This window comes from Nocardioides sp. J9 (genome assembly GCF_007829375.1).
Classification (GTDB): Bacteria; Actinomycetota; Actinomycetes; order Propionibacteriales; family Nocardioidaceae; genus Nocardioides.
In genome coordinates this window covers 1-25,193 of the sequence record NZ_VLJQ01000109.1, presented here as the reverse complement: position 1 = coordinate 25,193, position 25,193 = coordinate 1, and the positions used below count along the sequence as shown (strand labels likewise).

General features: G+C 72.6%; 28 protein-coding genes. 8 read left to right on the top strand and 20 right to left on the bottom strand.

Going from position 1 to position 25,193, the window contains the following annotated elements; translation table 11 throughout:
* The 16 genes from L615_RS18660 to L615_RS18585 all read right to left on the bottom strand — a co-directional run.
* The coding region (locus L615_RS18660; RefSeq protein WP_145726085.1) for a DUF6390 family protein at positions 1-629 on the bottom strand (629 nt) is incomplete at its 3' end.
* Entirely contained in the window at positions 622-1,758 is a 1,137-nt protein-coding gene (hypD, locus tag L615_RS18655) for a hydrogenase formation protein HypD (protein WP_028656405.1), read from the bottom strand. The genes L615_RS18660 and hypD, both read right to left, overlap by 8 nt.
* Entirely contained in the window at positions 1,755-2,042 is a 288-nt protein-coding gene (locus L615_RS18650) for a HypC/HybG/HupF family hydrogenase formation chaperone (protein ID WP_028656404.1), read from the bottom strand. The genes hypD and L615_RS18650 overlap by 4 nt, the downstream gene beginning before the upstream one ends.
* Positions 2,043-2,078: 36 nt before the next feature.
* A complete protein-coding gene (gene hypE, locus L615_RS18645; protein ID WP_145724539.1) occupies positions 2,079-3,191 on the bottom strand; it encodes a hydrogenase expression/formation protein HypE in 1,113 nt (370 codons plus the stop codon).
* Positions 3,188-3,856: an SIS domain-containing protein gene (locus L615_RS18640; protein WP_145724538.1), complete on the bottom strand. Its 669-nt coding sequence runs from the start codon at positions 3,854-3,856 to the stop codon at positions 3,188-3,190. The genes hypE and L615_RS18640 overlap by 4 nt, the downstream gene beginning before the upstream one ends.
* The gene (locus tag L615_RS18635) at positions 3,853-4,599 is read right to left on the bottom strand and encodes a hydrogenase assembly protein HupF (RefSeq protein ID WP_028656401.1); all 747 of its coding nucleotides are present in this window, start codon (positions 4,597-4,599) and stop codon (positions 3,853-3,855) included. The genes L615_RS18640 and L615_RS18635 overlap by 4 nt, the downstream gene beginning before the upstream one ends.
* On the bottom strand, positions 4,596-4,889 hold the full coding sequence (locus L615_RS18630) for a HypC/HybG/HupF family hydrogenase formation chaperone (protein ID WP_028656400.1): 294 nt from the start codon (positions 4,887-4,889) through the stop codon (positions 4,596-4,598). The genes L615_RS18635 and L615_RS18630 overlap by 4 nt, the downstream gene beginning before the upstream one ends.
* Entirely contained in the window at positions 4,890-7,238 is a 2,349-nt protein-coding gene (gene hypF, locus L615_RS18625) for a carbamoyltransferase HypF (protein WP_145724537.1), read from the bottom strand. It lies immediately after the preceding gene.
* Positions 7,235-8,437, bottom strand: a complete 1,203-nt coding sequence (locus L615_RS18620) for an NHL repeat-containing protein (RefSeq protein ID WP_222430474.1) — start codon at positions 8,435-8,437, stop codon at positions 7,235-7,237. The genes hypF and L615_RS18620 overlap by 4 nt, the downstream gene beginning before the upstream one ends.
* A gap of 10 nt (positions 8,438-8,447) precedes the next feature.
* Entirely contained in the window at positions 8,448-9,353 is a 906-nt protein-coding gene (locus L615_RS18615; RefSeq protein WP_145724536.1) for a NifU family protein, read from the bottom strand.
* Positions 9,350-10,054 (bottom strand): tetratricopeptide repeat protein, encoded by a 705-nt coding sequence (locus L615_RS23880; protein ID WP_222430615.1) that lies wholly within the window; start codon positions 10,052-10,054, stop codon positions 9,350-9,352. Before L615_RS23880 ends, L615_RS18615 begins: the two co-directional genes overlap by 4 nt.
* Positions 10,055-10,681: 627 nt before the next feature.
* Positions 10,682-10,978, bottom strand: a complete 297-nt coding sequence (locus tag L615_RS18605) for a hypothetical protein (RefSeq protein ID WP_186449927.1) — start codon at positions 10,976-10,978, stop codon at positions 10,682-10,684.
* A gap of 34 nt (positions 10,979-11,012) precedes the next feature.
* Positions 11,013-11,816: a hydrogenase maturation protease gene (locus L615_RS18600; RefSeq protein ID WP_028656396.1), complete on the bottom strand. Its 804-nt coding sequence runs from the start codon at positions 11,814-11,816 to the stop codon at positions 11,013-11,015.
* A gap of 17 nt (positions 11,817-11,833) precedes the next feature.
* Positions 11,834-13,441, bottom strand: a complete 1,608-nt coding sequence (locus L615_RS18595) for a nickel-dependent hydrogenase large subunit (RefSeq protein ID WP_145726084.1) — start codon at positions 13,439-13,441, stop codon at positions 11,834-11,836.
* Between the two features lie 34 nt (positions 13,442-13,475).
* Positions 13,476-14,435, bottom strand: coding sequence for a hydrogenase (locus L615_RS18590; RefSeq protein ID WP_028656394.1), 960 nt, complete (start codon positions 14,433-14,435; stop codon positions 13,476-13,478).
* Positions 14,436-14,460: 25 nt separating this feature from the next.
* On the bottom strand, positions 14,461-15,000 hold the full coding sequence (locus L615_RS18585) for a DUF1641 domain-containing protein (RefSeq protein ID WP_051485967.1): 540 nt from the start codon (positions 14,998-15,000) through the stop codon (positions 14,461-14,463).
* Between the two features lie 262 nt (positions 15,001-15,262).
* Here L615_RS18585 and L615_RS18580 point away from each other — a divergent pair, with 262 nt between their 5' ends.
* From L615_RS18580 to L615_RS18555, 6 genes are all read left to right on the top strand, one after another.
* The gene (locus tag L615_RS18580; protein WP_028656393.1) at positions 15,263-16,324 is read left to right on the top strand and encodes an AraC family transcriptional regulator; all 1,062 of its coding nucleotides are present in this window, start codon (positions 15,263-15,265) and stop codon (positions 16,322-16,324) included.
* A gap of 18 nt (positions 16,325-16,342) precedes the next feature.
* The gene (locus L615_RS18575) at positions 16,343-16,711 is read left to right on the top strand and encodes a hydrogenase maturation nickel metallochaperone HypA (RefSeq protein ID WP_145726083.1); all 369 of its coding nucleotides are present in this window, start codon (positions 16,343-16,345) and stop codon (positions 16,709-16,711) included.
* A 12-nt stretch (positions 16,712-16,723) separates the two neighbouring features.
* Positions 16,724-17,524: a hydrogenase nickel incorporation protein HypB gene (gene hypB / locus L615_RS18570; protein WP_028656391.1), complete on the top strand. Its 801-nt coding sequence runs from the start codon at positions 16,724-16,726 to the stop codon at positions 17,522-17,524.
* A gap of 5 nt (positions 17,525-17,529) precedes the next feature.
* A complete protein-coding gene (locus tag L615_RS18565; protein ID WP_028656390.1) occupies positions 17,530-18,363 on the top strand; it encodes a hypothetical protein in 834 nt (277 codons plus the stop codon).
* 98 nt (positions 18,364-18,461) lie between these two features.
* Positions 18,462-19,388, top strand: a complete 927-nt coding sequence (locus tag L615_RS18560; RefSeq protein WP_145726082.1) for a class I fructose-bisphosphate aldolase — start codon at positions 18,462-18,464, stop codon at positions 19,386-19,388.
* A 165-nt stretch (positions 19,389-19,553) separates the two neighbouring features.
* The gene (locus L615_RS18555) at positions 19,554-20,147 is read left to right on the top strand and encodes a hypothetical protein (RefSeq protein ID WP_145726081.1); all 594 of its coding nucleotides are present in this window, start codon (positions 19,554-19,556) and stop codon (positions 20,145-20,147) included.
* On the opposite strand, the gene L615_RS18550 is transcribed toward L615_RS18555, so the two are convergent.
* Complete coding sequence (locus tag L615_RS18550) at positions 20,113-21,162, bottom strand: HAD-IIA family hydrolase (RefSeq protein WP_222430614.1); 1,050 nt, start codon at positions 21,160-21,162, stop codon at positions 20,113-20,115. The two genes, L615_RS18555 and L615_RS18550, sit on opposite strands and share 35 nt — an antisense overlap.
* Before the next feature lie 220 nt (positions 21,163-21,382).
* Between L615_RS18550 and L615_RS18545 the strand changes: the two genes are divergently transcribed.
* Both L615_RS18545 and L615_RS18540 read left to right on the top strand, forming a co-directional pair.
* Entirely contained in the window at positions 21,383-22,456 is a 1,074-nt protein-coding gene (locus L615_RS18545) for a class 1 fructose-bisphosphatase (RefSeq protein WP_145726080.1), read from the top strand.
* 10 nt (positions 22,457-22,466) lie between these two features.
* Positions 22,467-23,348: a phosphoribulokinase gene (locus L615_RS18540; RefSeq protein WP_028656386.1), complete on the top strand. Its 882-nt coding sequence runs from the start codon at positions 22,467-22,469 to the stop codon at positions 23,346-23,348.
* Here the strand turns inward: L615_RS18540 and L615_RS18535 are convergent.
* The 3 genes from L615_RS18535 to L615_RS18525 form a co-directional block, all read right to left on the bottom strand.
* Entirely contained in the window at positions 23,314-24,042 is a 729-nt protein-coding gene (locus L615_RS18535) for an HAD family phosphatase (protein ID WP_145726079.1), read from the bottom strand. The two genes, L615_RS18540 and L615_RS18535, sit on opposite strands and share 35 nt — an antisense overlap.
* Entirely contained in the window at positions 24,039-24,731 is a 693-nt protein-coding gene (gene rpe / locus L615_RS18530; RefSeq protein ID WP_028656384.1) for a ribulose-phosphate 3-epimerase, read from the bottom strand. Before rpe ends, L615_RS18535 begins: the two co-directional genes overlap by 4 nt.
* A 98-nt stretch (positions 24,732-24,829) precedes the next feature.
* Positions 24,830-25,193, bottom strand: a 364-nt coding sequence (locus L615_RS18525; RefSeq protein ID WP_261376761.1) for a proton-conducting transporter membrane subunit, incomplete at its 5' end; no start/stop codon positions are given.

Genomic DNA, 25,193 nt, shown 5'->3' with positions numbered 1-25,193 from the left:
CGCACCTCGTCCGGCCCCAGCTCCAGCCGGGCCGGCCCGCCCGCCCCGCCCGATGCGGGCAGGTAGCCGAGCCGCGGCCCGCGCACGACGAGCTCGTCCGGCCGTACCTCCTCCACCACCGCCCAGCCGACCCGGCACGACTCGAGGACGCCCAGCGGCTCGGGGCCGTGGCCGAGCAGGCGGGACCACGGGTAGACCGCCAGGACGTGGAAGGCGTGGCTCGGCGCCGCCTCCACGAGCAGGTCCTCGGTCAGGTGCGCCCAGTAGTGCGCCGCCTGCGGCTTCAACTCGGCGAGCAGCCGCTCGCCGAAGGCGCGCCCGTCGACAGCGGCGGCGAGATCGTTGCCGGTCCAGTAGCCCCGCACCACCCGCGGGTCGAGCGGGTCGTCGATGCCGAGCAGCTCGCCGAGCAGCCGCTGGTAGGGCCAGGCACCCGAGAACCGGCGGGCCACCTCGGCGATCTCGGTGACCGCCGCGACCGGGGGCGAGCCGGTCGCGGCGGCGACCAGTGCTGCGGATCCGGCAGGACCGCAGTAGCCCAGCGCGTTCGGAGCGTGCGCGTACTGGGCGAACAGCCGGTGGCCGGCGGGACGGGTCGCGTCCGGGCCACCGGCGCCGGGATCAGCCAACGGGTGCGCCCTGCCCGACCATGAGCGCGGTCTCGCGGTGCAGCCGCCCGAAGTTGTAGTAGGCGGCGCAGGCGCCCTCGGGCGAGACCATGCAGGTGCCGATCGGGGTCTCCGGCGTGCACGCCGTGCCGAAGACCTTGCACTCCCACGGCTTGATCGCGCCCTTGAGGACCTCGCCGCACTGGCAGGCCTTCGGGTCCGCGACCCGCACGCCGGGCATCGAGAAGCGCACCTCGGCGTCGAAGTCGGCGTAGTCGTCGTGGACCTTGAGCGCGCTCTGCGAGATGAACCCGAGCCCGCGCCACTCGAAGTGCGGGCGCAGCTGGAAGGTCTCGGCCATCAGCTTGAGCGCGGCCGTGTTTCCCTCCGGTCGTACGACGCGCGCGTACTGGTTCTCGACCTCGCACCGCCCGCCGGCGTACTGCTGCAGCAGCATGTGCACCGAGGCGAGGATGTCGAGCGGCTCGAAGCCGGCCACCACCACGGGCTTGCCGTAGACCTCCGGCACGAACCGGTAAGGCCGGATGCCGACGACGGTCGAGACGTGGCCGGGCCCGAGGAAGCCGGACAGCCGCAGGTCCGGGCTCTCCAGGATCGCCTTGATCGGCGGCACGATCGTGACGTGGTTGGAGAAGACACTGAAGTTCTTCACCCCGAGCGTCCTGGCCCGCAGCAGGGTCACCGCGGTCGAGGGCACCGTGGTCTCGAAGCCGACGGCGAAGAAGACGACGTGCTTGTCGGGGTTCTCCACCGCGATCTTGAGCGAGTCGAGCGGCGAGTAGACGAAGCGGACGTCGGCACCGCGCGCCTTGGCGTCGAGCAGCGACCCGCGGGACCCGGGGACCCGCATCATGTCGCCGAAGGTGGTGAACACGACGTCGGGCTGCTCGGCGAGCCACATGGCGTCGTCGATGCGGCCCATCGGGATCACGCAGACCGGGCAGCCGGGGCCGTGGACCAACTCGATGTTCTCGGGCAGCAGGTGCTCGATGCCGTGCCGGTAGATCGTGTGGGTGTGCCCGCCGCACACCTCCATGAACTTCCACTCGGTGTCACCGGCGATCTCGGTGATGGACTTGACCAGGGCGCGGGCTGCGGCCGGGTCGCGGAACTCGTCGACGAACTTCATGCGCTGATCCCATCTCCCACGTCGGTGCTCTTGAACATGTCGATCTCGTCCAGGTAGTCCTGGCCCATCTTCTGGACCTGGTCGAGCGTCAGCTGCGCTTCCCGCTCGTCGATCTTCGCCATCCCGAACCCGACGTGCACCAGCACCCAGTCCCCCGGTACGACGTCCTGCTCGGCGAGCAGCTTGATGCTGATGATGCGCCGGACGCCGCTGACGTCGACGCGGGCCAGGTGCTCGTCGGGATCGACGATCTCGACGACCTGGCCGGGAATTCCCAGGCACATGGTGGGTCTCCAATCTCCCTGCGTGGGTTCGGTGGGTCAGCAGATCCGGGGCAGCGGGTCGCCGACGAGCATGTCGACGATGCGGGTACCGCCGAAGGGCGTCCGCATCGCCACGATCCCGGGTGGGTCGGCGAGGACCTCGCCGATCACGGCGGCCTGCGCGCCGCCGGGCTGCGAGCGCAGCGCGGCCACCGCGGCCTCCGCCTCGTCGGCGGGGACGACGGCGACGAACTTGCCCTCGTTGGCGACGTAGACGGGGTCGATGCCGAGCATGTCGCAGCAGCCGAGCACCGTCGGGTCGATCGGCAGCAGGCCCTCGTCGAGGACCACCCCGACCCCGGCGGCCTGGGCCAGCTCGTTGGCGACCGTGCCGAGTCCGCCCCGGGTCGCGTCGCGCATCCAGCGAGTGCCGGGGGCGGCGGCGAGCAGGGCCTCCACGAGCCCGTTGACGGGCGCGGAGTCGGACTCGATGTCGGCCTCGATGTCGAGGTTGCCGCGGGCCAGCATGATCGCCATGCCGTGGTCGGCGATGGTGCCGGACACGATCAGCCGGTCGCCGGCGCGCACCGCCAGCGGCGAGAGCTCGCACCCGGCCGGGATCACGCCGACCCCGGACGTGGTGATGTAGAGCCCGTCGGCGGCGCCGTTGGGCACGACCTTGGTGTCACCGGTGACGATCTGGACGCCGGCCGCGTCGGCCGCCGCCCGCATCTCGCCCGCCAGCTGCTTGAGCTTGTCGATCGAGAATCCCTCCTCGATGACGAACGCCGCGGAAATCCACTGCGGCCGCGCGCCGCTGACGGCCAGGTCGTTGACGGTCCCGTTGATCGCGAGGTCGGCGATCGACCCGCCCGGGAACTCGTACGGCGCCACGACGTAGGAGTCGGTCGAGAACGCCAGCCGCTCACCGGTGGGGAGGGCGAGGACCGCCCCGTCGCCGAGGTTCTCCAGCTCCGGGTTGCGGAAGGCCTCCACGAAGACGTGGTCGACGAGCGCCGCCGAGGACTTCCCACCGGCGCCGTGGGCCATGGTGACCACCTCGTCGACGAGCCGGGGGCGCCGCTTGCGGAACTCCTCGATCCGGATCCGGGTCCGGTCCTCGGGGTCCGGCACCTCGTGGGCCGACGGGGTCAGCCGTTCGCTGGTCATGACGCATACCCCTTCCGCAGGGTCTCGAGGTGGTGCTGGGCGGTCGCCCAGAGCCGGTAGCCGACGAGCGCCTGGCTCTCCTGGATCCGGTGGATGCTCTGCGACCGGATGGTGAAGCAGTGGTCGACCTCGTCGGCGACGGCCATCCGGCCGCCGTCGTGACCGGAGAAGCCGATCGTCAGCAGGCCCCGGCGCCGGGCCTCCACCAGCGCCGTCATCAGGTCCTCGGAGCTGCCCGAGGTCGACAGCGCGACGGCGATGTCGCCGGGCCGCGCGTGCGCCATCAGCTGGCGGGAGAAGACGACGTCGAAGCCGACGTCGTTGCCGAGCGCCGTGATCACCGCCTGGTCCGCGGCCAGGCAGCGCGCCGCCAGCGGGCGGCCGTGCGCCGGGCGCGCGAACAGCGAGGCCAGCGTCTCGGCGTCGGTGGACGAGCCGCCGTTGCCGAAGGTGTACATCCGCCCGCCCGCGGCGAACCGCTCGGCGATCGCCCGGCCCGCGGCCTCGATCTCGGGGCCCCACTCCTCCAGCGACGCCGCCTGCAGGCGGGCGCTCTCGGTGGCCTTGGCCCGGGCCGAGGACGCGAGGTCGGTCAGCAGTGCCGTCGCGTCGGTCTCCTGCGCCTCGATGAACGGGTAGAGGAAGTCGGTGTTCTCGTCGTTCATGCGCCCGGCTCCTCTCCCAGCCGGGTGAGGGCGGCCCCGCCGTGGATCAGGATCAGGTCGCCGGGAGCCACCTCGCCGACGACCATCGTGTCGACGTACTCCTCGCCGTCGGCGGTGCGCACCAGCGCGCCCGACAGCAGGTCGGCCGGCGGCGCGACGACCTCGCCCAGCCGCCCCTCGTCGGAGCAGGTCACGCACACCTCGTCTGTGCACTCCGGCTCCTCGGGCTTCAGCAGGCCGGGGTGCTCGAAGCAGACGTGGGTGAGCTCCCACAGCAGGTGGTACATCAGCACGAACCGGCCGGTCGCCGGCGTCATCGGGTCGGCCGTGGGTACCCACAGCACGTGGTCCGCGGCGCCGGCGGGCGGACGCTCGCCATACCCGATCCAGATGGTCTCGGCCCCCCAGGCGGGGGCGCGGCGCATCACGTCGGCGACGGCCGCGTCGGCGGCGTCGGCCACCGCAAGCACGACGTCGCCGGGCCGGGTGGCGATCCGGGTCTCCGCGACCGTGTCCGCGGCGACCAGTGCGACGGACGGCAGGGCCCGCTTGCCCACGACGACCGGGTGCACGAACTCGACCGCGACGTGGTGCGCGTGCGGCTCCCACTGGGGCGAGATCACCCACAGCGTGGCGCCGGCGTGGAAGCGGCGGGCCAGGGCCAGCGCGGCCCCGGCGAGGTCGGCGGAGAGGTCCTCGTCGATCAGGCCCGGCGCGGCCCCGACGTCGTACGTCGTGCTCATGACGACTCCCGCGCCTGGATCGCCGCCACCACGGCGCTGCCGCCGGCCAGCTCGTCGGCGGCCAGCAGCCCGAGGTCGACCATCATCGCGACGGTCTCGCGGGCGGACTCCTCGGTCAGCCGGGTCAGCGCGTAGCCGGCGTGCACGATGACGTAGTCACCGACCACCAGGTCGGGCAGGTAGTCTAGGCACACCTGGCGCACCTCCCCGACGAACTCGGCCAGCGCGACCAGCGCGCCGTCCTCGGTGGACCAGATCCTCTCGATCCGGCCCGGGACTCCCAGACACATTCAGACCACTCCTCTCCGTGACGCCAACCCTCGGGCGGCCAGTGCTCGCCCGATCGCGGCCTGGCCGAGCGCTAGCCCGGCGTCGTTGCAGGGCACCCGCCGGTGGGTGAGCACCTCGAGGCCGGCCCGGGCCAGCCGTTGGCGCAGCGCGGCGGTCAGCTCGCGGTTGGCGAACACGCCACCGGTCAGCCCCACCACGCCGATCTGTCGCTCCCGCGCCTCGGCGACCACGAGCTCCGCGGTGGCCGCGGCCAGCGCGTCGTGGAATCCCCGGGCCACCGAGGCGGGTTCGTTGCCACCCCCCAGCGCGGCAACGACGTCGTGGACCAGCGGCCTCCAGTCGATGACGCCGCCGGCCACCGGCAGGGCCAGCGGTACGCCGTGGCGGGCCTTCCTGGCCAGCACCTCCAGCTCGACGGCGGCCTGTGCCTCGTAGCCGGCACGAGGCCGCACGCCGAGCAGCGCGGCGACGCCGTCGAACAGCCGCCCGACGCTGGTCGTGGAGACGCACGCGGTGCCGGACGCCAGCTGGGAGCGCACCAGCGCCACCTCCGCCGCGGCGACGTCGGCCGGTGCCCAGTCGGTGGCGACCTCCGCGCCGGCCAGGAGGGCCAGGGCCGTCCGGAACGGGTTGCGCACCGCGGCCTCGCCGCCCGGCAGCAGCAGCGGCGCCAGGTGTCCGGCGCGCTCGAAGGTCGCCAGGTCGGCGCCCATCGCGAGGATCTCCCCGCCCCAGACCTGGCGGTCGCAGCCGTAGCCCGTGCCGTCGTACGTGACGCCGAGGACGGGGGTGCCCACCCGCTCGCGGTCCACCAGCAGCGACGCGAGGTGCGCGTGGTGGTGCTGGACCGTCAGCAGGGGGCGGCCGATCCCGGCGGCGTGGTCCTCGGCCCAGCGTCGGGTGGCGTAGCCCGGGTGCAGGTCGGCCACCACCAGCTCGGGCTCGGCGTCGCGCAGCCGCACCAGCTGGTCGACCGAGCGGCCGAACGCGGTCTGGCTCTCCAGGCTGCCCATGTCGCCGATGTGCGCCGAGCAGAACGCGAGATCCTCCCGCACCAGGCAGAAGGTGTTCTTGACCTCGGCGCCGACGGCGAGCACGGTCGGCCCGGTGCCGAGCTCCGCGGGCAGCGCGACGGGCAGCGGGGCGTACCCGCGCGAGCGGCGGACCGGGACCTCCTCCCCGTCCACGACGGTCACCACCGAGTCCTCGCACGGCACCGCGATCTCGCGGTCGTGCATCAGGAAGCCGTCGGCGATCCCGGCCAGGCGGGCCCGCGCGTCGGCGTTGGTGAAGGCGAGCGGCTCGTCGGCGAGGTTGCCGGAGGTCATCACGAGCAGCGGCGGCGCCCCGGTGCCCGGCCACCCCGGGACCGGCTCGAAGAGGAGGTGGTGCAGCGGTGCGTAGGGCAGCATCACGCCGACCTCGTCCAGGTCCCCGGCGACGGACGGCGCCAGCGGCCCGTCCGTACGACGGGGGAGCAGCACGATCGGCCGTGACGGCTGGCACAGCGCGGCCTCCGCGGCCGGCGTCAGCTCGACGACCCGGCGGGCCTGCTCGAGGTCGCGCACCATGACCGCGAGCGGCTTGTCCGGGCGGTGCTTGCGCTCGCGCAGCAGGTCGACCGCCTCCGGCGAGGTCGCGTCGCAGGCCAGGTGGAAGCCGCCGACGCCCTTGACCGCGACGATCCGGCCCGCAGACAGCATCCCCTGGGCGAGGACCAGCACGTCGTCGTCACCCAGCACCACGGTGTCGGTGTCCGCGACGGGCTCCCACCACAGTCGCGGCCCGCAGGCCTGGCACGAGACGGGCTGCGCGTGGTGGCGGCGGTCCCCCGGGTCGGCGTACTCCGCGGCGCAGGCGGCACACAGCGGGAAGTCCCGCATCGTCGTGGCCGGCCGGTCGTAGGGCAGGTCGGTGATGATCGTGAACCGCGGGCCGCAGTTGGTGCAGGTGATGAACGGGTGCCGGTAGCGCCGGTCGCCGGGGTCGCGCATCTCGGCGAGGCAGTCGTCGCACACCGCGACGTCCGGCGGCACCAGCGTGCGCGCGCCCACCCGGTGCCGGCTCGGCACGATCCGGAACCCGGAGGCGCCGGACGGCGCCCGGTCGGTCACCCGGACGTCGAGGACGCTCGCCAGCGGCGGCGCCTCCGCGACCAGCGCGCCCACGAAGGCGTCGAGCGCCGCGGCGGTGCCCTCGGCCTCGATGAAGACGCTGAGCTCGTCGTTGCCCACCTCGCCGGCGATGCCGTGCGCGGCGGCCAGCCGCGCGACGTGCGGGCGGAAGCCGACGCCCTGGACCACGCCGCGCACCTCGATGCTGCGGCCGGCGGTCGTGGTCCGCGTCATCCCCGCCTCCAGACCACGACGCGGTTGTTGCCCGAGTCGGCGATGGCGAGCCGGTCGCCGGACGCGGCGAGGCCGTAGGGCCAGCACAGGGTGTCCGGGCCGACCTGCTCCCAGCGGTTCTCGCCGTTCGCGGCGAAGGTCGGCTGGCCCAGGACCCAGGCGGGCTCGGTGTGCTGGTCGCGGGGGTCGCCCTCCCACAGCAGCACCCGGTTGTTCGACGTGTCGGCGACCGCCAGCCCGTCAGGGGTGCGGACGGCGGCGTACGGGAAGCGGAGGCCGGTGCCGGTCTGCGGCCGGTAGGGGAACTCGACGCCGGTGCCCATGTCGGGCTGGCCCAGCACGTAGTCGGCGGGCACGTCGCCGTCGGGGTGGCGATGCCACCCGAGCAGCCGGTGGTTGCCGGCGTCGGCGACCACGATGCCGCCGCCGTTGCCGGTGACCATGTGCGGCCAGCGGAAGGAGTCGGGCGCCACCGGACCGTCGCGGTTCTCCCCGCGCGAGGTGGGGTCCGGTTGGCCCAGCACGATGTCGGCGGGGACGTCGGGATCGGTCGGCACCCCGTCCACCCACACCAGCACGCGGCGGTTGTAGGTGTCGGCGACGTAGAAGCGCCCGTCGACCAGCGCGATCCCGAACGGCTGGTAGAAGCTCGTCGCCGACGGCGCGCCGCCGCGATTAGGCTCGACGTCGCTCGCCGACGGCTGGCCGAGCACCAGGTCCGGCGCCCGGTCCCCCGACGGCACCCGGTCCCAGACCAGGATCCGGTGGTTCCAGGCGTCGGCGACGAGGAAGCGACCGTCAGGCGTGCGGAGCAGCCCGGTCGGCAGGTGCATGCCCTGGTCGGGTCCCCGGCCGCCCGCCTGCGGGCCCTCCGACGTCGCGTCCGGCTGGCCGAGCACGACGTCCGCCGGCTCGCCGTCCGTCGACGGGATCCGGTCGAAGACCAGCACCCGGTGGTTGCCCGTGTCGGCCACCACCAGGAGCTCGTCCTCGAGCCACACCCCGCGCGGCGCGTAGACGTACGACGCCGTCGGCTCCGCCTGCGGCAGGAGCAGGCCACCGGCCGAGGTGGCCCCCACGACCACCTCGGGCCGCCAGCTCCCGTAGGTCTCCGGCGCCGGTCCCGCCGGGGCGAACGGATCCACGCCCAGCCGGGCACCGAGGTGCTCGGAGCCCGTCGGGATCACCCGGACCTTCATGCCGACACCCTCATGCCGACACCCTGATCCAGACCTCGCCGTCCTCGACCCGCAGCGGCAGCTGCTCGAGCTGGGCACCGGGGAAGGTCCGGCACTCGCCGCTCAGCGCGTCGAAGCAGTAGCCGTGGTGGGCGCAGGTGAGCGAGCCGTCGCTGGTGTCCAGCTCGGCGTCGTCGAGGGGCATCGCGAGGTGCGCGCACTCGTTGACGTACGCCGACAGCTGGCCGCCCACGTTGACCACGATGGCGTCGACGGCCGGAGCGCCGTCCGGGACCAGCTCGACGGCCGTGATCGCGTCGAGCGTGAACTCGCCGATCGGCAGGCTGCGCACCCAGCCCCGCTCGGGCGTGGCCGTGCGGATGCCGACCTCCCCGAGCGGGATCAGCGTCGGGCCGGGCTCGTTGGGCAGCACCTCGACTCGCTCGATGCCGGGCACCTGGGCCTTGAGCGCCTCCTCGACCCCGTTGCGCATGGTCACCGCGGACATCGAGCAGCCGTTGCACGCACCCGAGAGGCGCACGAAGGCGGTGCCGCCCTCGATCCGGACCAGCTCCACGTCGCCGCCGTGGGACTGCAGCTGGGGGCGGACCTGCTCAAGGGCCTGCCGGGCGAGCGTCATCGGGTCGGGACGGATGATGCCGTGCATCAGCAGCACCATCCGCACGACCGGCTCGTCGACGATCTCGAACAGCAGCTCCTTGCCGCGTGCGTCGTCCCGCAGGCGTCGTACGACGTGGACGAGGGCGGCCCGGTGCACGTCCTCCAGCGAGGAGCGCAGCGCCTGCGCGACGCGCTGGCCCGAGGGGTCGGTGACCTCGGCGAGCGCGGCGACCGCGTCGTCGAGCGCCTGGGCGAGGACCTCGACGTCGCGGTCCTCGGGCGCCGGTGCGACCGGCCGGTCGGCCAGGCTCGTCATGACTCGACCCCCTGCTCGCGGAGCTCGCGGACCAGCTCCACCTCCTCGCCCTGGGGGACCCCGAACTTCGGTCCCTGGCTGCCGGGCACCACCTGGCGGGCGATCTCGTCGAGCACGCCGCGCACGGCCATCACCGCGTCGACGTCGCCCTGCTCCTCGAAGAGGAAGCGGGCCTCGTGCAGCTTGGACTTCGCGTGGTCGAACACCCCGAGGTGGGCCAGCGCATTGCCCTGGTTGGCCAGGATCCGCGCCCGGCCGAGCGGGTCACCCTGCCGCTGGCGCAGCTCGAGCACCTCCTCGTAGCGCTCGACGGCCTCGACGATGTTGTCGCCCTGGTGGGTCGAGGGCGTGTAGACCAGCGCGTTGGCCAGGTTCATCTGCGCGCTCGCCCACTCCTGCGGGAAGTCCTCCTGGGTGAACACCTCGAGCGAGGCGCGCAGCGCCTGCATCGCGATGCCGGCGCGGAGCTGGTCGCTGGCCTCGACCATTGGCATCGTCAGGTACGCCGTGCCGAGGTTGAGGTTCGCGCTCGCCCACACGTGCGGGGCGCTGGCCTGGCCGACCAGCTGGAGCGCCGAGTAGTACTCGTCGACCGCGTCGGTCAGCGGCCGCCGGCCGGTGCAGGCACAGCCCGCGCTGCAGGTGCAGCTCGGCCCGAGCGACCGGGAGGTCGGCGTCCTCCAGCACCTTGAGGACCGCACCGAGCTCGTTGACCGGGTCGGCGTGGGGCAGGCTGTGGTCGTGCGCAATCACCGCGGCGTTGCCGAGCAGGATCGCGGCGAGCGGGACGGAGACCGGCTCGGCCGCCTCCGCCGCGTCGTTCAGCACGCCGACCGCACCGGTCGCGTCGCCCGCCTCGAGGAGGGAGGTCGCCCGCGCGGCCCGCACCAGGGCCAGCACCTCGCCGGTCGCCTCTCCCTCCCCGGGCGCGACGTCGCTGAGGCCGCACGCATAGGCGACCACGTCCACGAGGGGCGCCAGCCCGGCGGGCAGGGACGCGCGCAGGGCGGCGCGGTCGACCCCGGTCGGGTCGATCACGTAGCGGTTGAACGTGCCGGCCCCGTCGTCGCCCACGGCTGCCAGCGCGCCGTCGAGGTCGCCGGCGTGGGCCAGCCGGTGGGCGGCCAGGGCATCGGGCCAGGTCGTGGGGAGGCGGCCCGCCAGCATCGTCGTACGGGCCTCGTCGACGGCGGGATCGTCGCTGGCAGGGATCAGGAGGTAGCCCGCCGGGAGCGGGAACACCCCGAGCGGTTGGGGTCGCGGGAGGTCGCTGAGGCCTTCGCCCATGGAACTCGCCCTTCCATGTCGTGCCCCGGCGTGGTGCCGGGTCATCCGTTGATGGGACCGCCCGGGAGCTCCCGGAGCGCGGTCCGCCTGATCAGGTCGGCACTGATCCGTGCCAGTCGTTCGGTGCGGTAGGTGTCGATGCGGTGGCGGACGACCTCGTCCTCGAAGACGACCACGACGTCGACCGCCCACTGCCCCCTCTCGGGGACGACGACGGTCTCGACCGCGTAGGCCTCGTGCCGACCGCTCGGCGCCTGCGTGCGCCACTCCTTGCGTGCCCTTGCCTTCTCCTCCTCCATCGGTTCCGTGTCTCGTCGGTGGGCCGGCTCCTCGTCCATCGCGCGCCTCCTCCGCCGCGGGGACGGGACCGGATCAGTCGAACCGCACCGCCAGGGCCCCGCGTTGCACGTCCCAGTCAACGCGCTTCGGGCCCGGAACGGGATCCCTGTCGAAGATCTCGCGCAGCAGCAGCGACCGGTCGCCCCGTGCGTTGCGCTGCTTGAGCAGGTGGCCACCGTTGGCCTGGCTGCGGATCGGCACCAGGTAGATGCCCTCCCCGTCGCGCAGCGCGCCCACCACCCCCGACGGGAAGTAGCGCTCCACCAGCTCCGCGCCCAGGTGCAGGTAGCCGTCGGCCGTCACCTCGACGCTGTCCGCCTCCGGCGCGGGGAAGAACTCCGCGCGCAGCAGCGCGACCACGTCCTCCAGGCCCCGCATCGCCTCCGGCGAGAGGTCCTCGCCGGGTGCGACGTCCTTGACCTCGACCAGCAGCACCGTCACGTCCGTCGGGCACTTCGGCCCGAGCAGCCAGCGCCCGAACGCCAGGGCGTGGTCCCAGCGGAACGAGTGGGTGTGCAGCCCCGATGCCGGCGGCAGCTCGGCCAGCTCCTCCCCAGGCACCCGGTAGAGGGTGCCCGGGGGGTTGCCGGTCATCGCCGCGTCGACGATGACGACGCGTGCTGCTCCCTGCATCTGGAAGGCGACGTCCATCCCCGCCGTGCCCCCGTCGACGAGCCGCACTCCTTGCGGCACGCCCTCGGCGAACAGCCGGCGGATGAGCCGCGGCCCCAGCGCGTCGTCGCCGCGCAGGATGTTGCCGCAGCCCATCACCAGCAGCTCGCACGGCGGCGGGGCGAACTCGTCGCTCAGCAGCTCGTGGGGCAGCACGTCGGTCATCGTGTCAGCCGCCCGGCTCAGACCATCCCGTTGACGACGAACTTGTTCAGCTCGCGGCCGGTCTTGCCGTCGTACGCGTGGACGGTGCAGACCAGGCAGGAGTCGAACGAGCGGGCGACGTGGCCGAGCTCGACCGGGTCCTCGATGTCGACGATCGGCGAGCCGATCAGCGCCGACTCGATCGGGCCGTTGGTCGAGTTCGAGTCCCGCGGACCGATGTTCCAGGCCGTCGGCGTGACGACCTGGTAGTTCTCGATCTTGCCGTCCTCGATGACGATCCAGTCCTGGAGAGCACCGCGGGCTGCCTCCGTGGCACCGAAGCCCTTGCCGGACTGCGGCTCCTCGGGCTTGGTGTAGAACGAGCCGTGGAGGTCGATCCGCGACAGCCAGTCCATGACCCACTTGAAGTACTTCGGCCCCTCGTGCATGCGGGCCATCTGGCGCACGAAGACCGACGGGCCGAGCTTGGCCATCATGTCGATGAACAGCGGGTCGTAGTCCTGGTGCTCCGCGCGGTCCGGGTTGCCGGCGGCCATGCGGCGGGCCAGCGGGCCGGCCTCGAGCGGGATCCGGCCGAGGTCCGGCACGTCGTAGCGCGGCGACTTCGCCCAGGAGTACTTGCCGGCCTTGCGCGCCTCCTCGACGTCGAGCGGGATCGTCTCGCCCTCCCACGGGTGCAGCGGCCGGTCCCCCTTGAAGTACGAGTGCGAGACGTCCTCGGAGACCCGCAGGTGGTCGTACTCGAAGTGCTTGCCGCCGGCGTAGACGCCCGAACGGCCGATCAGCGCCGCGTTGCGGCCCTCCGAGGTCGGGTGGTCGTAGAGCGAGGGCTCGAAGTAGGTGCCGGGGGCGATGTAGTTGCCGACCCCGCCGCCGTACTTGTGCAGGCCCACGTCGAGGCAGTAGCGGATGAAGAAGCCGCAGTCGGAGTTGTACTGCGACTCGTTCTCCTCGACCCACTCGAGCATGTCCTCCCAGGTCTTGATCTCGAGCCACCGGTCGATCGAGCAGCCGAGCCACTCGGCCTCGAGCCAGTTGTCCTTCCAGTGGTTGAGGATCGCGGTGGCCCGGGTGATGTCGGCCAGCGAGGGCGCGCTCATCACGCCGCCGGGGACCATGAACGAGCTGTGCGGCCACTGGCCGCCGAACAGCGCGTAGACCTCGACCGGCTTGTTCGAGAGGACGACGCCCTTCTGGTACGCCGTGCCGACGTACGGCGCGAAGCGGCGCACGCACTCGTCGTACAGCTTGGACTTGGCGTAGTTCTTGTTGACGAGGTCGATCGCGAACAGCGCGTAGAAGTAGCGCGGGATCGACTGGAGGGTCTCGCACGCCTGGGCGATGTTGCGCACCAGGGTGGCGTTCTCCGGGACGTGGGTCTTCCACGCCGTGTCGAGGGCGTAGCAGGCCTTGTAGAGGTGGCTGCCGCCGCAGATGCCGCAGATGCGCGGCGTCACGATGAGGCCCGCCTGCGGATCCTTGCCCTTGAGGATCATCTCGAAGCCGCGGAACATCGCGGCCTCGGTCCAGGCGTCGGTGACGACGCCGTCGGTGATCGTGACGCGGACGTCGAGGTCGCCCTCGACCCGGCCGAGGGGGCTGACGAAAAGGTCGGTGCTGGTCATGTGGAGCGTCTCTTCTCTGTGTCAGATCCGGGCGTCAGACGACGAACATGTCTTCCTTGGACCACTGCGGTGCAGCGATCCGGGCGGCGGAGGCCTGGGCCATGTAGGTGAGGTGGTCGGCGCCCTCCGGCACCTCCTTGGGGATGACTCCCGAGATCTTCTGCGTCTTGAAGACCGTCCCCTTGTTGAGGTCGAAGAACGGGAACTCGGGCTCGGTGCAGCCCAGGCAGGGCATGCCGGCGCGGGTCTTGCTCGACTGCCGGTTCCACAGGATCCGGTTGCACGGGCTGTGGGTCATCGGGCCGCGGCAGCCGAACTCGTAGAAGAGGCAGCCGGTGCGGGTGCCCTCGCCGAAGCTGACCGTCGACTGCTTGTAGTCGAAGAACTGCACGCGGGTGCAGCCGGTCTGGGTGAAGGTCTTGAAGAAGGTCTGCGGCCGGTGCAGGTCGTCGAGCGCGATATCGGCGGTGCGGCCGGTCGCGAGCGCGACGATGATCTGGGTGATCCAATCCGGGTGCGACGGGCAGCCGGGGATGTTGATGACCGGCAGGCCGGCCTTCGACTTCCAGTCCGGGCCGAGGAAGCCGCCCTTGTCGCGCTTGTGGAACTGCAGGCCGGTCGACTGCGACGGGTTGGGCTCCATCGCGGGGATGCCGCCCCAGCAGGCGCAGTCGCCGATCGCGACGACGATCGAGGCGGCGTTGGCCAGGTCGGTGACCCAGTCCTTCATCTGCCGCTCGGCGAAGACGTCGTACCCGTCCTTCTCGATGACGGTGCCCTCGAAGACGAAGATGTCGAGCGGCCGGTCACCGCGCGCGCAGTCCCAGAAGATCTTCTGGGCGTTGGCGCCGAGCTCGAGGCCGAGGGAGGGGTGCCAGAGGAGCTCGAGACCGAAGTCGACGATGAGGTCGACGACGTTCGGCTCCTCCGCGTTGAGGAAGGACATGGTGTTGCCGGAGCAAGCACCGCCCTGGAGCCACAGGACTGAGGACATCGGTGTGTTCTGCCTTTCTCTGGGGTCAGCTCTTGCCGAGTTCGACGCCGATGGACTTGGCGACGGCAGCGAAGTAGCTGACCGCCCGCTGGATGTCGGGGTCCTTGAGCAGCTTCATGGCGGAGAAGATGCCGTTGACCTCGATCGGCTGGTCCTTGGCGGCCGCAGCTCCGGCGGTCAGGCCCCGGCCGATCCGCGACACCTCGGTGATCATCGCGGGGTCGGTGATCCCCGAATCGATGACGGTGTCGACCAGGCCGGACTCGATCACCTCGGTGATCACCGGGACCAGCTTCGGCAGCGCCGCGGACAGCGTCGTGAGGCTGGCGACCACGTCGCCGTCACCGTTGCCCGCGATGCCGCGCAGGTCGCTCAGGCCCTCGGCGAGGGCGGCGCCGATCGTCTCGCTGCGCCCGACCAGGCCGTCGAGGCCCACGATCAGGATGGCGAGCAGGTCGGCGTGGTCGAGCAGGTTCGTCAGCGCCGCCGCCACCTGCGGGTCGTCGAGGCGCTCCATCAGGGAGTCGAGCGAGGCCTGCTGATGGACCGTCGGTACTGCGGTCATGCGCGCTCCTCGGAGGGGTGTCGTCCCGCCGGTGGACCCGGCCGGATGTGATGAACGTCCCATCACCATAGGAACGGCCGCGGCCGCCTGCTATCGAAACAGCGCAGGCGAAATCCAAAACGCGCAGACCTGTGATGCATGAACGCAACTCTCCTCCGCGCGGAGCCCGAGATGTCAGGGATGCGCACTGACTATCCAATTCGCGCAGAATTGTGGTCGCCAGAGCGCACAAAGGCCGCTCGGTTCGGCCACACTCGGGCTTATGACCCGATTGGCGAAGCTCGGCTTCATCAACACCTCCCGGACGACGATGCCCGTGCGTCGCCGCATCCGGTCACGAGGTGTGCCGACCGCGCTGGCCGGAGCCGAGATCTTCTGCACCGGCGATCGAGAGGAGGCCGAGACGCTCGCGGGCTACCTGCTGGGTCAGCACCGCCTCGCCGTCCTCGACGGCACGACCACCGAGCCCTTCCAGGCCTCGATGCACGCGGTCCGCCTGCGCGACGTGACCCTGGCCCACCTCGACTACCACCACGCCGCACGCCTCGACTTCGCCGCGACCGGCGACCACTACACGGTGCTGATGCCCACCACCGGCCTCATGGAGTGCAAGTACGACGGCACGCCGGTCACCGGCCTGACCTACCAGGCGATCGTGGTGAACCCGCGCACCAACCTCAGGCTCGAGCTGTCCTTCGACACGCCGCTGCTGATCGTGCGGATCGAGGTGCCGGCCCTGCTGCGCCAGCTGGCCCGGATGCTGGGCCGCAGCGTCGACCGGCCGGTCCGTTTCGCGCCCGAGATGCTGCTGACCACCGACCCCGCGGTGCGCTGGCACGGCGCGATCCAGCTGCTCTCCAGCGAGGTGATGACCCCCGATTCGCTGATCCAGCAGGGCATCGGCGCCGGGCCGCTCGAGGAGCTGGTCATCTCCTCGCTGCTGTGGGTGCAGGACTCGAACATGCACCACGACCTCACCGACGTCTCGCACACGGGTGGCCGGGCCGCCGTACGCGCGGCGGTGAACTACATCGAGGAGCACCTCGCCGACCCGATCACGCTGCGCGACATCGCTTTCCACACCGGCCGCAGCGTGCGCTCGATCCAGCAGGCGTTTCACGACGACCTGCGCACCACCCCCATGAACTACGTGCGCGACCGCCGGCTGGAGCGCGCCCGCAACCAGCTCGCCGACGCCCTGCCCAGGGACGGCGTGACTGTCACCGAGGTCGCCGAGAGGTGGGGCTTCAACCACCTCGGCAACTTCTCGGCCGCCTACCGCAAACGGTTCGGCGAGTCGCCGTCCCAGACGTTGCGGCGCTGACCAGCCCGAAGGAGAAACATGCACGAACTGTCCCTGTGCCGCACCATCCACCAGGTCGTCGAGAAGGCCGCGGGCGACCGCAAGGTGGCCGCCGTCCACCTCAAGGTGGGCAAGCTGCGGCAGGTCATCCCCGGCACGCTCACCTACTGCTGGGGGCTGGTCAGCGCCGACGGCCCGCTGGCCGGCTCGCAGCTGGTGGTCGAGTCGGTGTCCGTCGTCGGCAACTGCCGCTCCTGCGGGCGCGACACCGAGGTGGAGCAGGTGCTCGTGCTGGTGTGCGCGCACTGCGGCGCCGCCGCGCTCGACATCGTCAGCGGCGAGGAGTTCCTGATCACCACCATCGACCTCGACGACCGGACGCCGGCGGCCCGCCGGCCGGTCTCCTAGGAGGGCACCACCATGGGACGCTTCCACCGCCACGACGACGAGACCGGGCACGGTCACGGACATGGTCACGGGCACGACCACGACCACCCGCACGACGAGCACCTCGGCGACCACTCCGGCTACGAGACCGGGGCCGACCGGATCGTGGTGCTCGAGCGGATCTTCGACGAGAACGACCGCCGGGCCGCCGAGAACCGCAGGGTGCTCGACGACGCCGGGGTCCTCACCATCAACCTGATGTCCTCGCCGGGCGCCGGGAAGACCACGCTGCTCGAGCGCACCCTGCGCACGCTGCCCGCGCCCGAGCGGGTGGGCGTCATCGAGGGCGACATCGAGACCAGCATCGACGCCGACCGCCTGGCCGCCGCCGGGGCGCGGGTCTCGCTGCTCAACACCGCCGACGGGTTCGGGGGCGAGTGCCACCTGGACGCGCCGATGGTCGCCGACGCGCTCGGCCGGCTCGACCTCGACGGCCTCGACGTGCTGTTCGTCGAGAACGTCGGCAACCTGGTCTGCCCGGCCGAGTTCGACGTGGGCGCGCACCGCTCGGTGATGATCTACGCGATCACCGAGGGCGAGGAGAAGCCGCTCAAGTACCCCGTCATGTTCCGCGCGGTCGACGTGGTGCTGGTCAACAAGCTGGACCTGCTCCCCCACCTCGACTTCGACCTCGACCTGTTCCGTGCCAACCTGGCCACGGTCAACCCCGGCGCCGAGGTGATCGAGCTGAGCGCCCGCTCAGGCGAGGGCCTCGAGCAGTGGACCCGCTGGATCGACGCCGCCCGGAGCCAGCCGGCGACGAGCGGGGCCTGACGCCCGTGGCACGCCCGCGCATCGTCCAGGACGAGGGACAGGCCGGCTTCTACTGGGCCACCAGTGCCGGTGCCCCGATCTCGCTGCCCGACCTGGTCGCGGTCGACGACGAGCCCGACCGCCTTCTGCCCACCCACCTGGAGGCCCTCGACGACGCGCTGATCATCGCGACCGGCCGGCTCGGCGAGGTGCTCGGGGGCGGCCGACGCCCGGACCCCGGCGAGCAGCGGGCGCTGCGCGAGCTGCACCGGTCCCTGGACCGGCTGTGCCACGAGTACGCCGCCGCGGTGGCCGTCAGCGCCGGCCGGATCGACGTCCGGGCGGGCCAGATCGTAGGCACCGCGACCCTGGTCAGCGTGCTGGCCCGCCAGCCGATCGGGCTGCTCGGCCCGGCCCCGCTCGAGGGCACCCTCGACGACCCGACCCTCGGCGTCGTCGGCGGGTACGGCGACCTGGTGGTCGCCGACCCGGAGCGGCCCTGGACCGGCGCCCGCTGGGTGGTGCGGACGACCGACGGGCGCCGCCTCCCGGCGACCCTCGGCATGCTCCTGCACGACAGCTCCGGGGTGAACAAGGAGGCGGCGGTGGAGGAGCACCGGGCGGCACTGCGGGCGACGATCGCGGCCGCCGACCTGCCGGAGGCCGACCGCCTTGCGGCCGCGTGTGCGCTGGACTGGATGCTCTACGACTTCCTCAACGCCCACCGCGACGGTCCGGACAGCGGGGCGATCGACCTCCACAACCGGACCGAGGACGCGGCGCTGGTGGTCGCGGCGAGCGACGCCTCGGTGCGCTGCCGCGCGGCCTTCGACCCGCTGCTGACCGCACTGCCCGCCTGATCCCACGCGCTGCCGGGGAGGCGGGGGCGAGGCGATCCACCCCTCTTCCCCCCTCGCCGGGCGAGGATACCGGGCGGGCGCGCTCGTAGGTTCCCGGCATGGCCCGCCTCGACCTCACCCTCGGAGCGTTGGCCCGGCCGGGCTTCGGCGTCCTCGTCCTCGATGACTACGCCGACATGGCACTGCGCGATCGCGGGCTGTGCGGGGAGGCGGCCCTCGATCTCGTGGAGTTCGCTGTGCACCCGCCGGGGCCGAGCGCGTCGCTCGGCGGCGTGCTGCTCTCCGCCGGCTACACCGAGCAGCTCCGCCCGCCGGTGGCCCCACCGGCGGGCGACGGCACCGCGCTCGGCGTACACCTCGCCCTCGGGCGCGGCACCGGGGACATCGGGCGCTCGCTCGACGCCGCCCGGGCGGTCGGGGCGAGCTTCGTCGAGGTCCGCGCGAACCGCCGTCCGGGCGAGTTCCCCCGCGGCGAGGCCCATGTCGACGCTCCGGCGGTGGCCGCCGCGGCGGCACTGGCCCAGCAGGCCGGGCTGGTCCCGGTGGTCACCGTCGCCCTGCCGGCGATGCCGGGCAGCGCGGTCGGCGTCACCCGGGCCGTCACCGTCAACGCGGTCCAGGCGGTCTTCCGTGCGGCGGCCGAGGTGCGCTGCGACCCGGCCCGGCTGATCCTGCGGCTGCTCTCGGCGCCGGGCCCGCGGGCGGGCCACACGATCGCGGCCACCGCGGTGGCCCAACACACCCTCGAGGTGCTCGACGAGGCGGTGCCCGCGGAGGTGCCGGCGGTGTGGTTCCTCTCCGCCGGCCACAGGGTGTCCGCGGTCAGCGACCAGCTGGCCGCCCTCGCCGCCCTGGCGCAGGCCCACGGCGAGCAGCGGGCGCTGGGCTTCGCGCTCGGCCGCGCCCTGCTCGAGCCCGCGCTCGACGGGTGGACCACTGGCGGCGCGGCCCGCGCCCMCCAGCGGCTGGCGGCCGCGTGCGACGCGGTCCACCGCGCCCTGGTGCCGGCGCTCGCGCGTCCCTGAGCCCGTCGTACCCGGGTGCCGGGCGGCGTGCGCCCGCGCCCGGGGGATGCCCCTCACCCCCGCGGGTGAGGGCGACGGGGGAGCCGATTCCCATCCTTGTGCCTTTGTGAATCGGCGGCGCAGGCTTCAGGCAGACCCGATCGTCTCTCTCGCCGAGGAGCACCGATGACGACACTGCGCACCACCATCGAAGACCACCTGAGCACCCTGCAGGACCGGCTCGGCCAGGCCGTGTCGCGGCTGCCGGGCCAGCGCCCGGGCGACCGGAGGGCCTGCACCGACGACTTCCTCGTCGCGACCACGCAGCACCTCGCCGCCGTGGCCGACATCGTGCTCCCCGCCGCCCGCAAACACGACCCGGAGGCCCGCTCGCTGACCCGGGAGTACCTCCGCTCCGCGAAGCGCCTGGAGCGGGCGCTGGTGATCGCGAAGGCCAAGCAGTACGGCCAGGCCCAGAACGTCGGCCGCGCCTGGGAGCAGGTGTGGACGATGGTGCGCACCGACCTCGAGTCCGTCGCCGAGCTCGAGCGCGACCTGGTCGCGCGGGTCTCGGAGCGACTCTCCGAGGTCGAGTCGCACCGGCTCGGCGACCGACTGGCGCTCGCCGCGCGCCGCTCCCCCACCCGGCCGCACCCGCACCTGCCGCACAGCGGCGTCGCCGGCAAGGTCGTGCGCACGGTCGCCAGCCGCGCCGACCGCGTGTGGGACGAGTTCGAGGGCCGGGTCATCCAGCCGCTGACGCCGCGCGAGGCGGGCTGACCCGGCGCTCAAGCTCCTCCCACGCGTCCGGGTCGCGGCACAGCTCGCCACCGGCGTCCAGCACCCACCAGGCGAGGGCGACGACCGAGGCAAGCCGGCGCTGGGGATCCGCCGACGGCACCGGCTCGGGCAGCCCGCCTCGGGAGACCACGGCGCGGCCGGAGCGGCCCGGGAGCAGCGGGTGCGGCACCGCCAGCAGACCGCCGACGTCAGGGGCGGCGAAGCGCGGCCGCTGGGCCGGAGCGGCCAGGGCCAGGTCGCGCAGCGAGGAGACGCCGGACAGGACGAGGACCGAGTCGAGGCCGGCGGCCACCGCGCCGGCGATGTCGGTGTCGAGCCGGTCCCCGCACACGAGGGTACGACGCCGCGAGGTCCCCATCGCGCCACGGGCGAGCTCGAACATGGCCCGTCCGGGCTTGCCCATCGCCGACGGCTCGACCCCGCTCGCGGTCCTGACCACCTCGACCAGGGTCCCGTTGCCGGGCAGCGGGCCGCGGGCTCCCGGCAGTAGCAGGTCGGTGTTGGTCACCACCCAGGGCATCCCCTCGCGGACCAGCACGGACGCCGCGGCCAGCTCGGTCCACGACACGTCCGGCCCCAGGCCCTGGACCAGGGCGCCGGCGGCGGAGGCATCGGCGGCGTCCACGCGGACCGGAACCAGGCCGGCGGCGGTCAGCGCCGCGGTGACCCCCGGACCGCCCACCGCCACGACCCGGGCACCGGTGCCGAGCGCGTCGCGCAGGTGGTGCGCCGCGGCCTGCGCGCTGGTCACCACCGACCAGCCCGACCGCTCGAGCCCGAGGGAGCGCAGGTGGTCGGCCACCGCCTCGGGCGGGTGGGACGCGTTGTTGGTCGCGAAGGTCAGCCGCCGGCGGGCACGCAGCGCGCTGTTGAGGGTGCCGACCGCCGCCGGCACGGCGACCCCGCCGCGGTGGACCACCCCGTCGAGGTCGCAGATGAGCCCGTCGTAGCCGGCCAGCAGGGCCGCCTTGGGCAGGGAGCGTCGAAGCCTCACGAGGAGCCGATGCTAGGCCCGCTCGGGCCGGCCGGGGCTCACCCCGGCGGGTGGACCGCACGGGTGACCTCGCCCGCGCACCGCCCCAGGCCCGTCGTACCGTCGCCCGGATCGCGCCGGAACCGTCACCCACCTGCTCACCCCTGCGCTGGATGTGGCCGCCCCGCTCCCGCTGGTTCGCTCGTCCTCCACAGCAACCACCACAGGAGGGGCGACGCGGATGATCACCGACCGTTCGACCTTGGCCAGGTTCCTCATCGAGGAACGGCGCCGCCACCCCGGATCCAGCGGCGAGCTCAACGCACTGATCCTCGACGTCGCGCTGGCGTGCAAGGCGATCTCCCGCCGCATCGCCTCGGGCGCGCTCACCGGGGTGCTCGGGAAGGCCGACGCCGTGAACGTGCAGGGCGAGCAGCAGCAGAAGCTGGACGTCGTCGCGAACGGGATCTTCCTCCGGACCACCGAGTGGGGCGGCCAGGTCGCCGGGATGGCGTCGGAGGAGCTCGAGGAGCCGTACCCGATCCCCTCGGCGTACCCACGGGGCAAGTACCTGCTCGCCTTCGACCCGCTCGACGGCTCGTCGAACATCGACGTCAACGTCTCCGTCGGCAGCATCTTCTCGATCCTCCGCGCCCCGACCCCCGGGGTCGACGCGGCCACCGCCGACTTCCTCCAGCCCGGCTCCCGGCAGGTCGCCGCCGGCTACGCCATCTACGGTCCCTCGACGCTGCTGGTCCTGTCGGTCGGCCGCGGCGTGCACGGCTTCACCCTCGACCCGGACCTGGGCGAGTTCATCCTGACCCACCCCGACATCACGCTGCCGGCCACCACCTCGGAGTTCGCGGTCAACAGCTCCAACCGGCGGTTCTGGGAGCGGCCCGTCGGCCGCTACATTGACGAGTGCCTCGCCGGCGTCGCCGGACCGCGGCGCAAGGACTTCAACATGCGCTGGGTCGCGTCGCTGGTCGCCGAGACGCACCGCATCCTGACCCGCGGCGGGGTGTTCCTCTACCCGCGCGACACCCGCAACCCCGACGTCCAAGGGCGGCTGCGGCTGCTCTACGAGGCCAACCCGATCGCCTTACTGATCGAGCACGCGGGCGGGCTCGCCTCGACCGGGCGCACCCGGATCCTCGACATCGAGCCCACCGACCTGCACCAGCGGGTGGGGTTCATCTTCGGCTGTCGCGAGGAGGTCGAGCGGATCGTGCGCTACCACGAGGAGCCGAACGACGCCGACGACATCAGCTACCCGCTCTACGGCCTGCGCGGCCTCTACCGCGCGGCGACCTGAGGAGGCCGCCATGTCGACACGTCACCCGATCGTCGCGATCACCGGCTCCTCCGGCGCCGGCACCACCTCCGTGATGCGGACCTTCGAGCAGATCTTCCGGCGCGAGCAGGTCTCGGCCGCGTTCGTCGAGGGCGACAGCTTCCACCGCTTCGACCGGATGGGGATGAAGGAGGAGATGGAGCAGGCCATCGCCGACCAGAATCACACCTTCAGCCACTTCGGCCCGGAGGCCAACCTCTTCGGCGAGCTCGAGGAGCTCTTCCGCGAGTACGGCGATGGGGGCACCGGCAAGGTCCGCAAGTACCTCCACGACGAGGGCGAGGCCGAGCCCTACGGCCAGGAGCCCGGCACCTTCACCGCGTGGGAGGCGCTGCCGGACGACACCGACCTGCTGTTCTACGAGGGCCTGCACGGCGGCGTCGCCACCGACGACGTGGACGTCGCCCGGCACGTCGACCTGCTGATCGGCGTGGTGCCGGTGATCAACCTGGAGTGGATCCAGAAGATCCAGCGGGACAAGGCGAGGCGGGGCTACTCCACCGAGGCGGTCACCGAGACCATCCTGCGCCGGATGCACGACTACGTGACCTACATCTGCCCGCAGTTCTCGCGCACCGACGTGAACTTCCAGCGGGTGCCCGTCGTGGACACGTCGAACCCGTTCATCGCGCGCACCATCCCGACGCCCGACGAGTCGATGCTGGTGATCCGGTTCAAGGACCCTCGCGGCATCGACTTCCCCTATCTGCTCTCGATGCTCCACGACTCCTTCATGTCCCGCCCGAACACGATCGTGTGCCCCGGCGGAAAGATGGACCTGGCGATGCAGCTCATCTTCACCCCGATGCTGTGGCGCCTCATGGAGCGACGGGACCGGGTCCGCGCCGGCTGAGACCCAGCCGCGCCCGGAACCAGTCCACGAGTGCGGGGGCGTCCAGCGCGTCGACGACGAGCGACGCCCCCGCGGTGTCGTGGTCGCGGGTGTAGTCGTTGCGGACCACCACGCAGCGCATGCCCGCGGCCAGCGCCGCCCGCAGCCCGTTCTCCGAGTCCTCGACGGCCACCGCCCGTGCCGGGTCGCAGCCGAGCCGCGCCAGCGCCTCGACGTACGCCGCCGGGCTGGGCTTGAGCTCCGGCACCTCGGTCCCGGTGACGACCACCTCGAAGCGCGGCCCGAAGGCGAGGTCCAGCAGCGGCTCCACCCAGGCCCGGGTGCCGGTCGTGGCGACCGCGATCGTCGTGCCGTGCTCGCGGAGGAGGTCGGTCAGCGCGACCGCGCCCGGCCGGGCCCGGACCTCCCCCGCGGCGACCATGCCGGCCATCATCGCGGTCTTCCGGGCGTGCACGCGGCCGGCCAGCTCCTGCGCCTCCCCGGCGCTCCTCCCCCGGCTCTCGAACCAGTGGGCCAGGCGCCGCGCGCCGCCGGCGATCGCGAGCAGCTCGCCGTAGGTCCCGACGTCCCAGTGGTCCGGGAGGCCGAGCTCGGCGAGGGCGCGGTTGAACGCCACCCGGTGGCCGTCGCGCTCGCTGTCGACCAGGGTGCCGTCGACGTCGAAGACGACGGTCTCGACCGGGGCGTCCGTCATCGCGCCGGAGCGGCCTCGTCGGCGAGGCGGCGCAGCAGCTCGACGCCCGCGGCCTTCCCAGCGGCGTGGTTGAACAGCCAGGACCCGGAGATGAACACGTCCGCGCCAGCAGCCGCCGCCCCGGCGATCGTGGTGTCGGTAATGCCGCCGTCGACCTCGAGCTCAATCTCGTACCCCGACTCGTCGATCATCCGGCGCAGCTGGGCCACCTTGTGCTCTACGGACGGGATGTAGGCCTGGCCGCCGAAGCCCGGGTTCACGGTCATCGCCAGCACCAGGTCGGTCTCGCTGAGCACGTGGGCGACCGTGTCGGCCGGCGAGTGCGGGTTCAGCGCGACACCGCTGCGAGCGCCGAGGTCGCGGATCGTGGTCAGCGTGCGGTGTAGGTGGGTGCACGCCTCGGCGTGGACGATCACCAGGTCGCAGCCCGCCTCGACGTACCGGTGGAGCAGGCGGTCCGGCTCGACGACCATGAGGTGCGCCTCGAAGGGCACCCGGGACGCGGACACAGCCGCGGCGATCAGGTCAGGGCCGAAGGTCAGGTTTGGCACGAAGACGCCGTCCATCACGTCCCACTGGATCCGGTCGACGCTGGCGTCACAGAGGGCGGACACCTCCTCGCCCACCCGGGCGAGGTCGGCGGGCAGGACGGACGGCACGATCAGGGCACGCCCCGAGGCTTCGGACATCGGAGAGCCTTTCGGTCGGAGAGTCCCATCCCAGCGCTCACCGGCCCGGGCGGCACGCTCCCTGCGGGTGGACTCGAGGGTGAGGTCCGGTCCGGCGGTCACCTGATGAAGTCACCCGCCGCCGTGATCAGGTCGAGCACCGGTCCCGGCACGACGCCCAGCACGAGCGTCGCAGCGAGGCACACCACGATCGTGCCGCTCGTCAGCAGGGACGGCCGGATCACCGCCGCTGCGCCATGATCGTCCTCGGGCGTGAAGAACATCAGCCGGATGTGGCGGGTGTAGACCCATGCCGCCACGATGCTGCTGGCCAGCGCGATCAGCACGATCGGCCAGGCGCCGGCCGACATGGCCGAGGTGAAGACGGCCCACTTGCCGATGAACCCGGCGGTCAGCGGGATGCCGGCCATCGAGAGCAGGAAGAAGGCGAAGGCCCCGGCCACCAGCGGCGAGCGCCGGCCC

Excerpts from the sequence above, each read along its gene's own strand:
- hypD (WP_028656405.1), bottom strand. The coding sequence starts at position 1,758 with ATGAAGTTCGTCGACGAGTTCCGCGACCCGGCCGCAGCCCGCGCCCTG.
- L615_RS18650 (WP_028656404.1), bottom strand. The coding sequence starts at position 2,042 with ATGTGCCTGGGAATTCCCGGCCAGGTCGTCGAGATCGTCGATCCCGAC.
- hypE (WP_145724539.1), bottom strand. The coding sequence starts at position 3,191 with ATGACCAGCGAACGGCTGACCCCGTCGGCCCACGAGGTGCCGGACCCC.
- L615_RS18640 (WP_145724538.1), bottom strand. The coding sequence starts at position 3,856 with ATGAACGACGAGAACACCGACTTCCTCTACCCGTTCATCGAGGCGCAG.
- L615_RS18635 (WP_028656401.1), bottom strand. The coding sequence starts at position 4,599 with ATGAGCACGACGTACGACGTCGGGGCCGCGCCGGGCCTGATCGACGAG.
- L615_RS18630 (WP_028656400.1), bottom strand. The coding sequence starts at position 4,889 with ATGTGTCTGGGAGTCCCGGGCCGGATCGAGAGGATCTGGTCCACCGAG.
- hypF (WP_145724537.1), bottom strand. The coding sequence starts at position 7,238 with ATGACGCGGACCACGACCGCCGGCCGCAGCATCGAGGTGCGCGGCGTG.
- L615_RS18620 (WP_222430474.1), bottom strand. The coding sequence starts at position 8,437 with ATGAAGGTCCGGGTGATCCCGACGGGCTCCGAGCACCTCGGTGCCCGG.
- L615_RS18615 (WP_145724536.1), bottom strand. The coding sequence starts at position 9,353 with ATGACGAGCCTGGCCGACCGGCCGGTCGCACCGGCGCCCGAGGACCGC.
- L615_RS18605 (WP_186449927.1), bottom strand. The coding sequence starts at position 10,978 with ATGGACGAGGAGCCGGCCCACCGACGAGACACGGAACCGATGGAGGAG.
- L615_RS18600 (WP_028656396.1), bottom strand. The coding sequence starts at position 11,816 with ATGACCGACGTGCTGCCCCACGAGCTGCTGAGCGACGAGTTCGCCCCG.
- L615_RS18595 (WP_145726084.1), bottom strand. The coding sequence starts at position 13,441 with ATGACCAGCACCGACCTTTTCGTCAGCCCCCTCGGCCGGGTCGAGGGC.
- L615_RS18590 (WP_028656394.1), bottom strand. The coding sequence starts at position 14,435 with ATGTCCTCAGTCCTGTGGCTCCAGGGCGGTGCTTGCTCCGGCAACACC.
- L615_RS18585 (WP_051485967.1), bottom strand. The coding sequence starts at position 15,000 with ATGACCGCAGTACCGACGGTCCATCAGCAGGCCTCGCTCGACTCCCTG.
- L615_RS18580 (WP_028656393.1), top strand. The coding sequence starts at position 15,263 with ATGACCCGATTGGCGAAGCTCGGCTTCATCAACACCTCCCGGACGACG.
- L615_RS18575 (WP_145726083.1), top strand. The coding sequence starts at position 16,343 with ATGCACGAACTGTCCCTGTGCCGCACCATCCACCAGGTCGTCGAGAAG.
- hypB (WP_028656391.1), top strand. The coding sequence starts at position 16,724 with ATGGGACGCTTCCACCGCCACGACGACGAGACCGGGCACGGTCACGGA.
- L615_RS18555 (WP_145726081.1), top strand. The coding sequence starts at position 19,554 with ATGACGACACTGCGCACCACCATCGAAGACCACCTGAGCACCCTGCAG.
- L615_RS18545 (WP_145726080.1), top strand. The coding sequence starts at position 21,383 with ATGATCACCGACCGTTCGACCTTGGCCAGGTTCCTCATCGAGGAACGG.
- L615_RS18540 (WP_028656386.1), top strand. The coding sequence starts at position 22,467 with ATGTCGACACGTCACCCGATCGTCGCGATCACCGGCTCCTCCGGCGCC.
- L615_RS18535 (WP_145726079.1), bottom strand. The coding sequence starts at position 24,042 with ATGACGGACGCCCCGGTCGAGACCGTCGTCTTCGACGTCGACGGCACC.
- rpe (WP_028656384.1), bottom strand. The coding sequence starts at position 24,731 with ATGTCCGAAGCCTCGGGGCGTGCCCTGATCGTGCCGTCCGTCCTGCCC.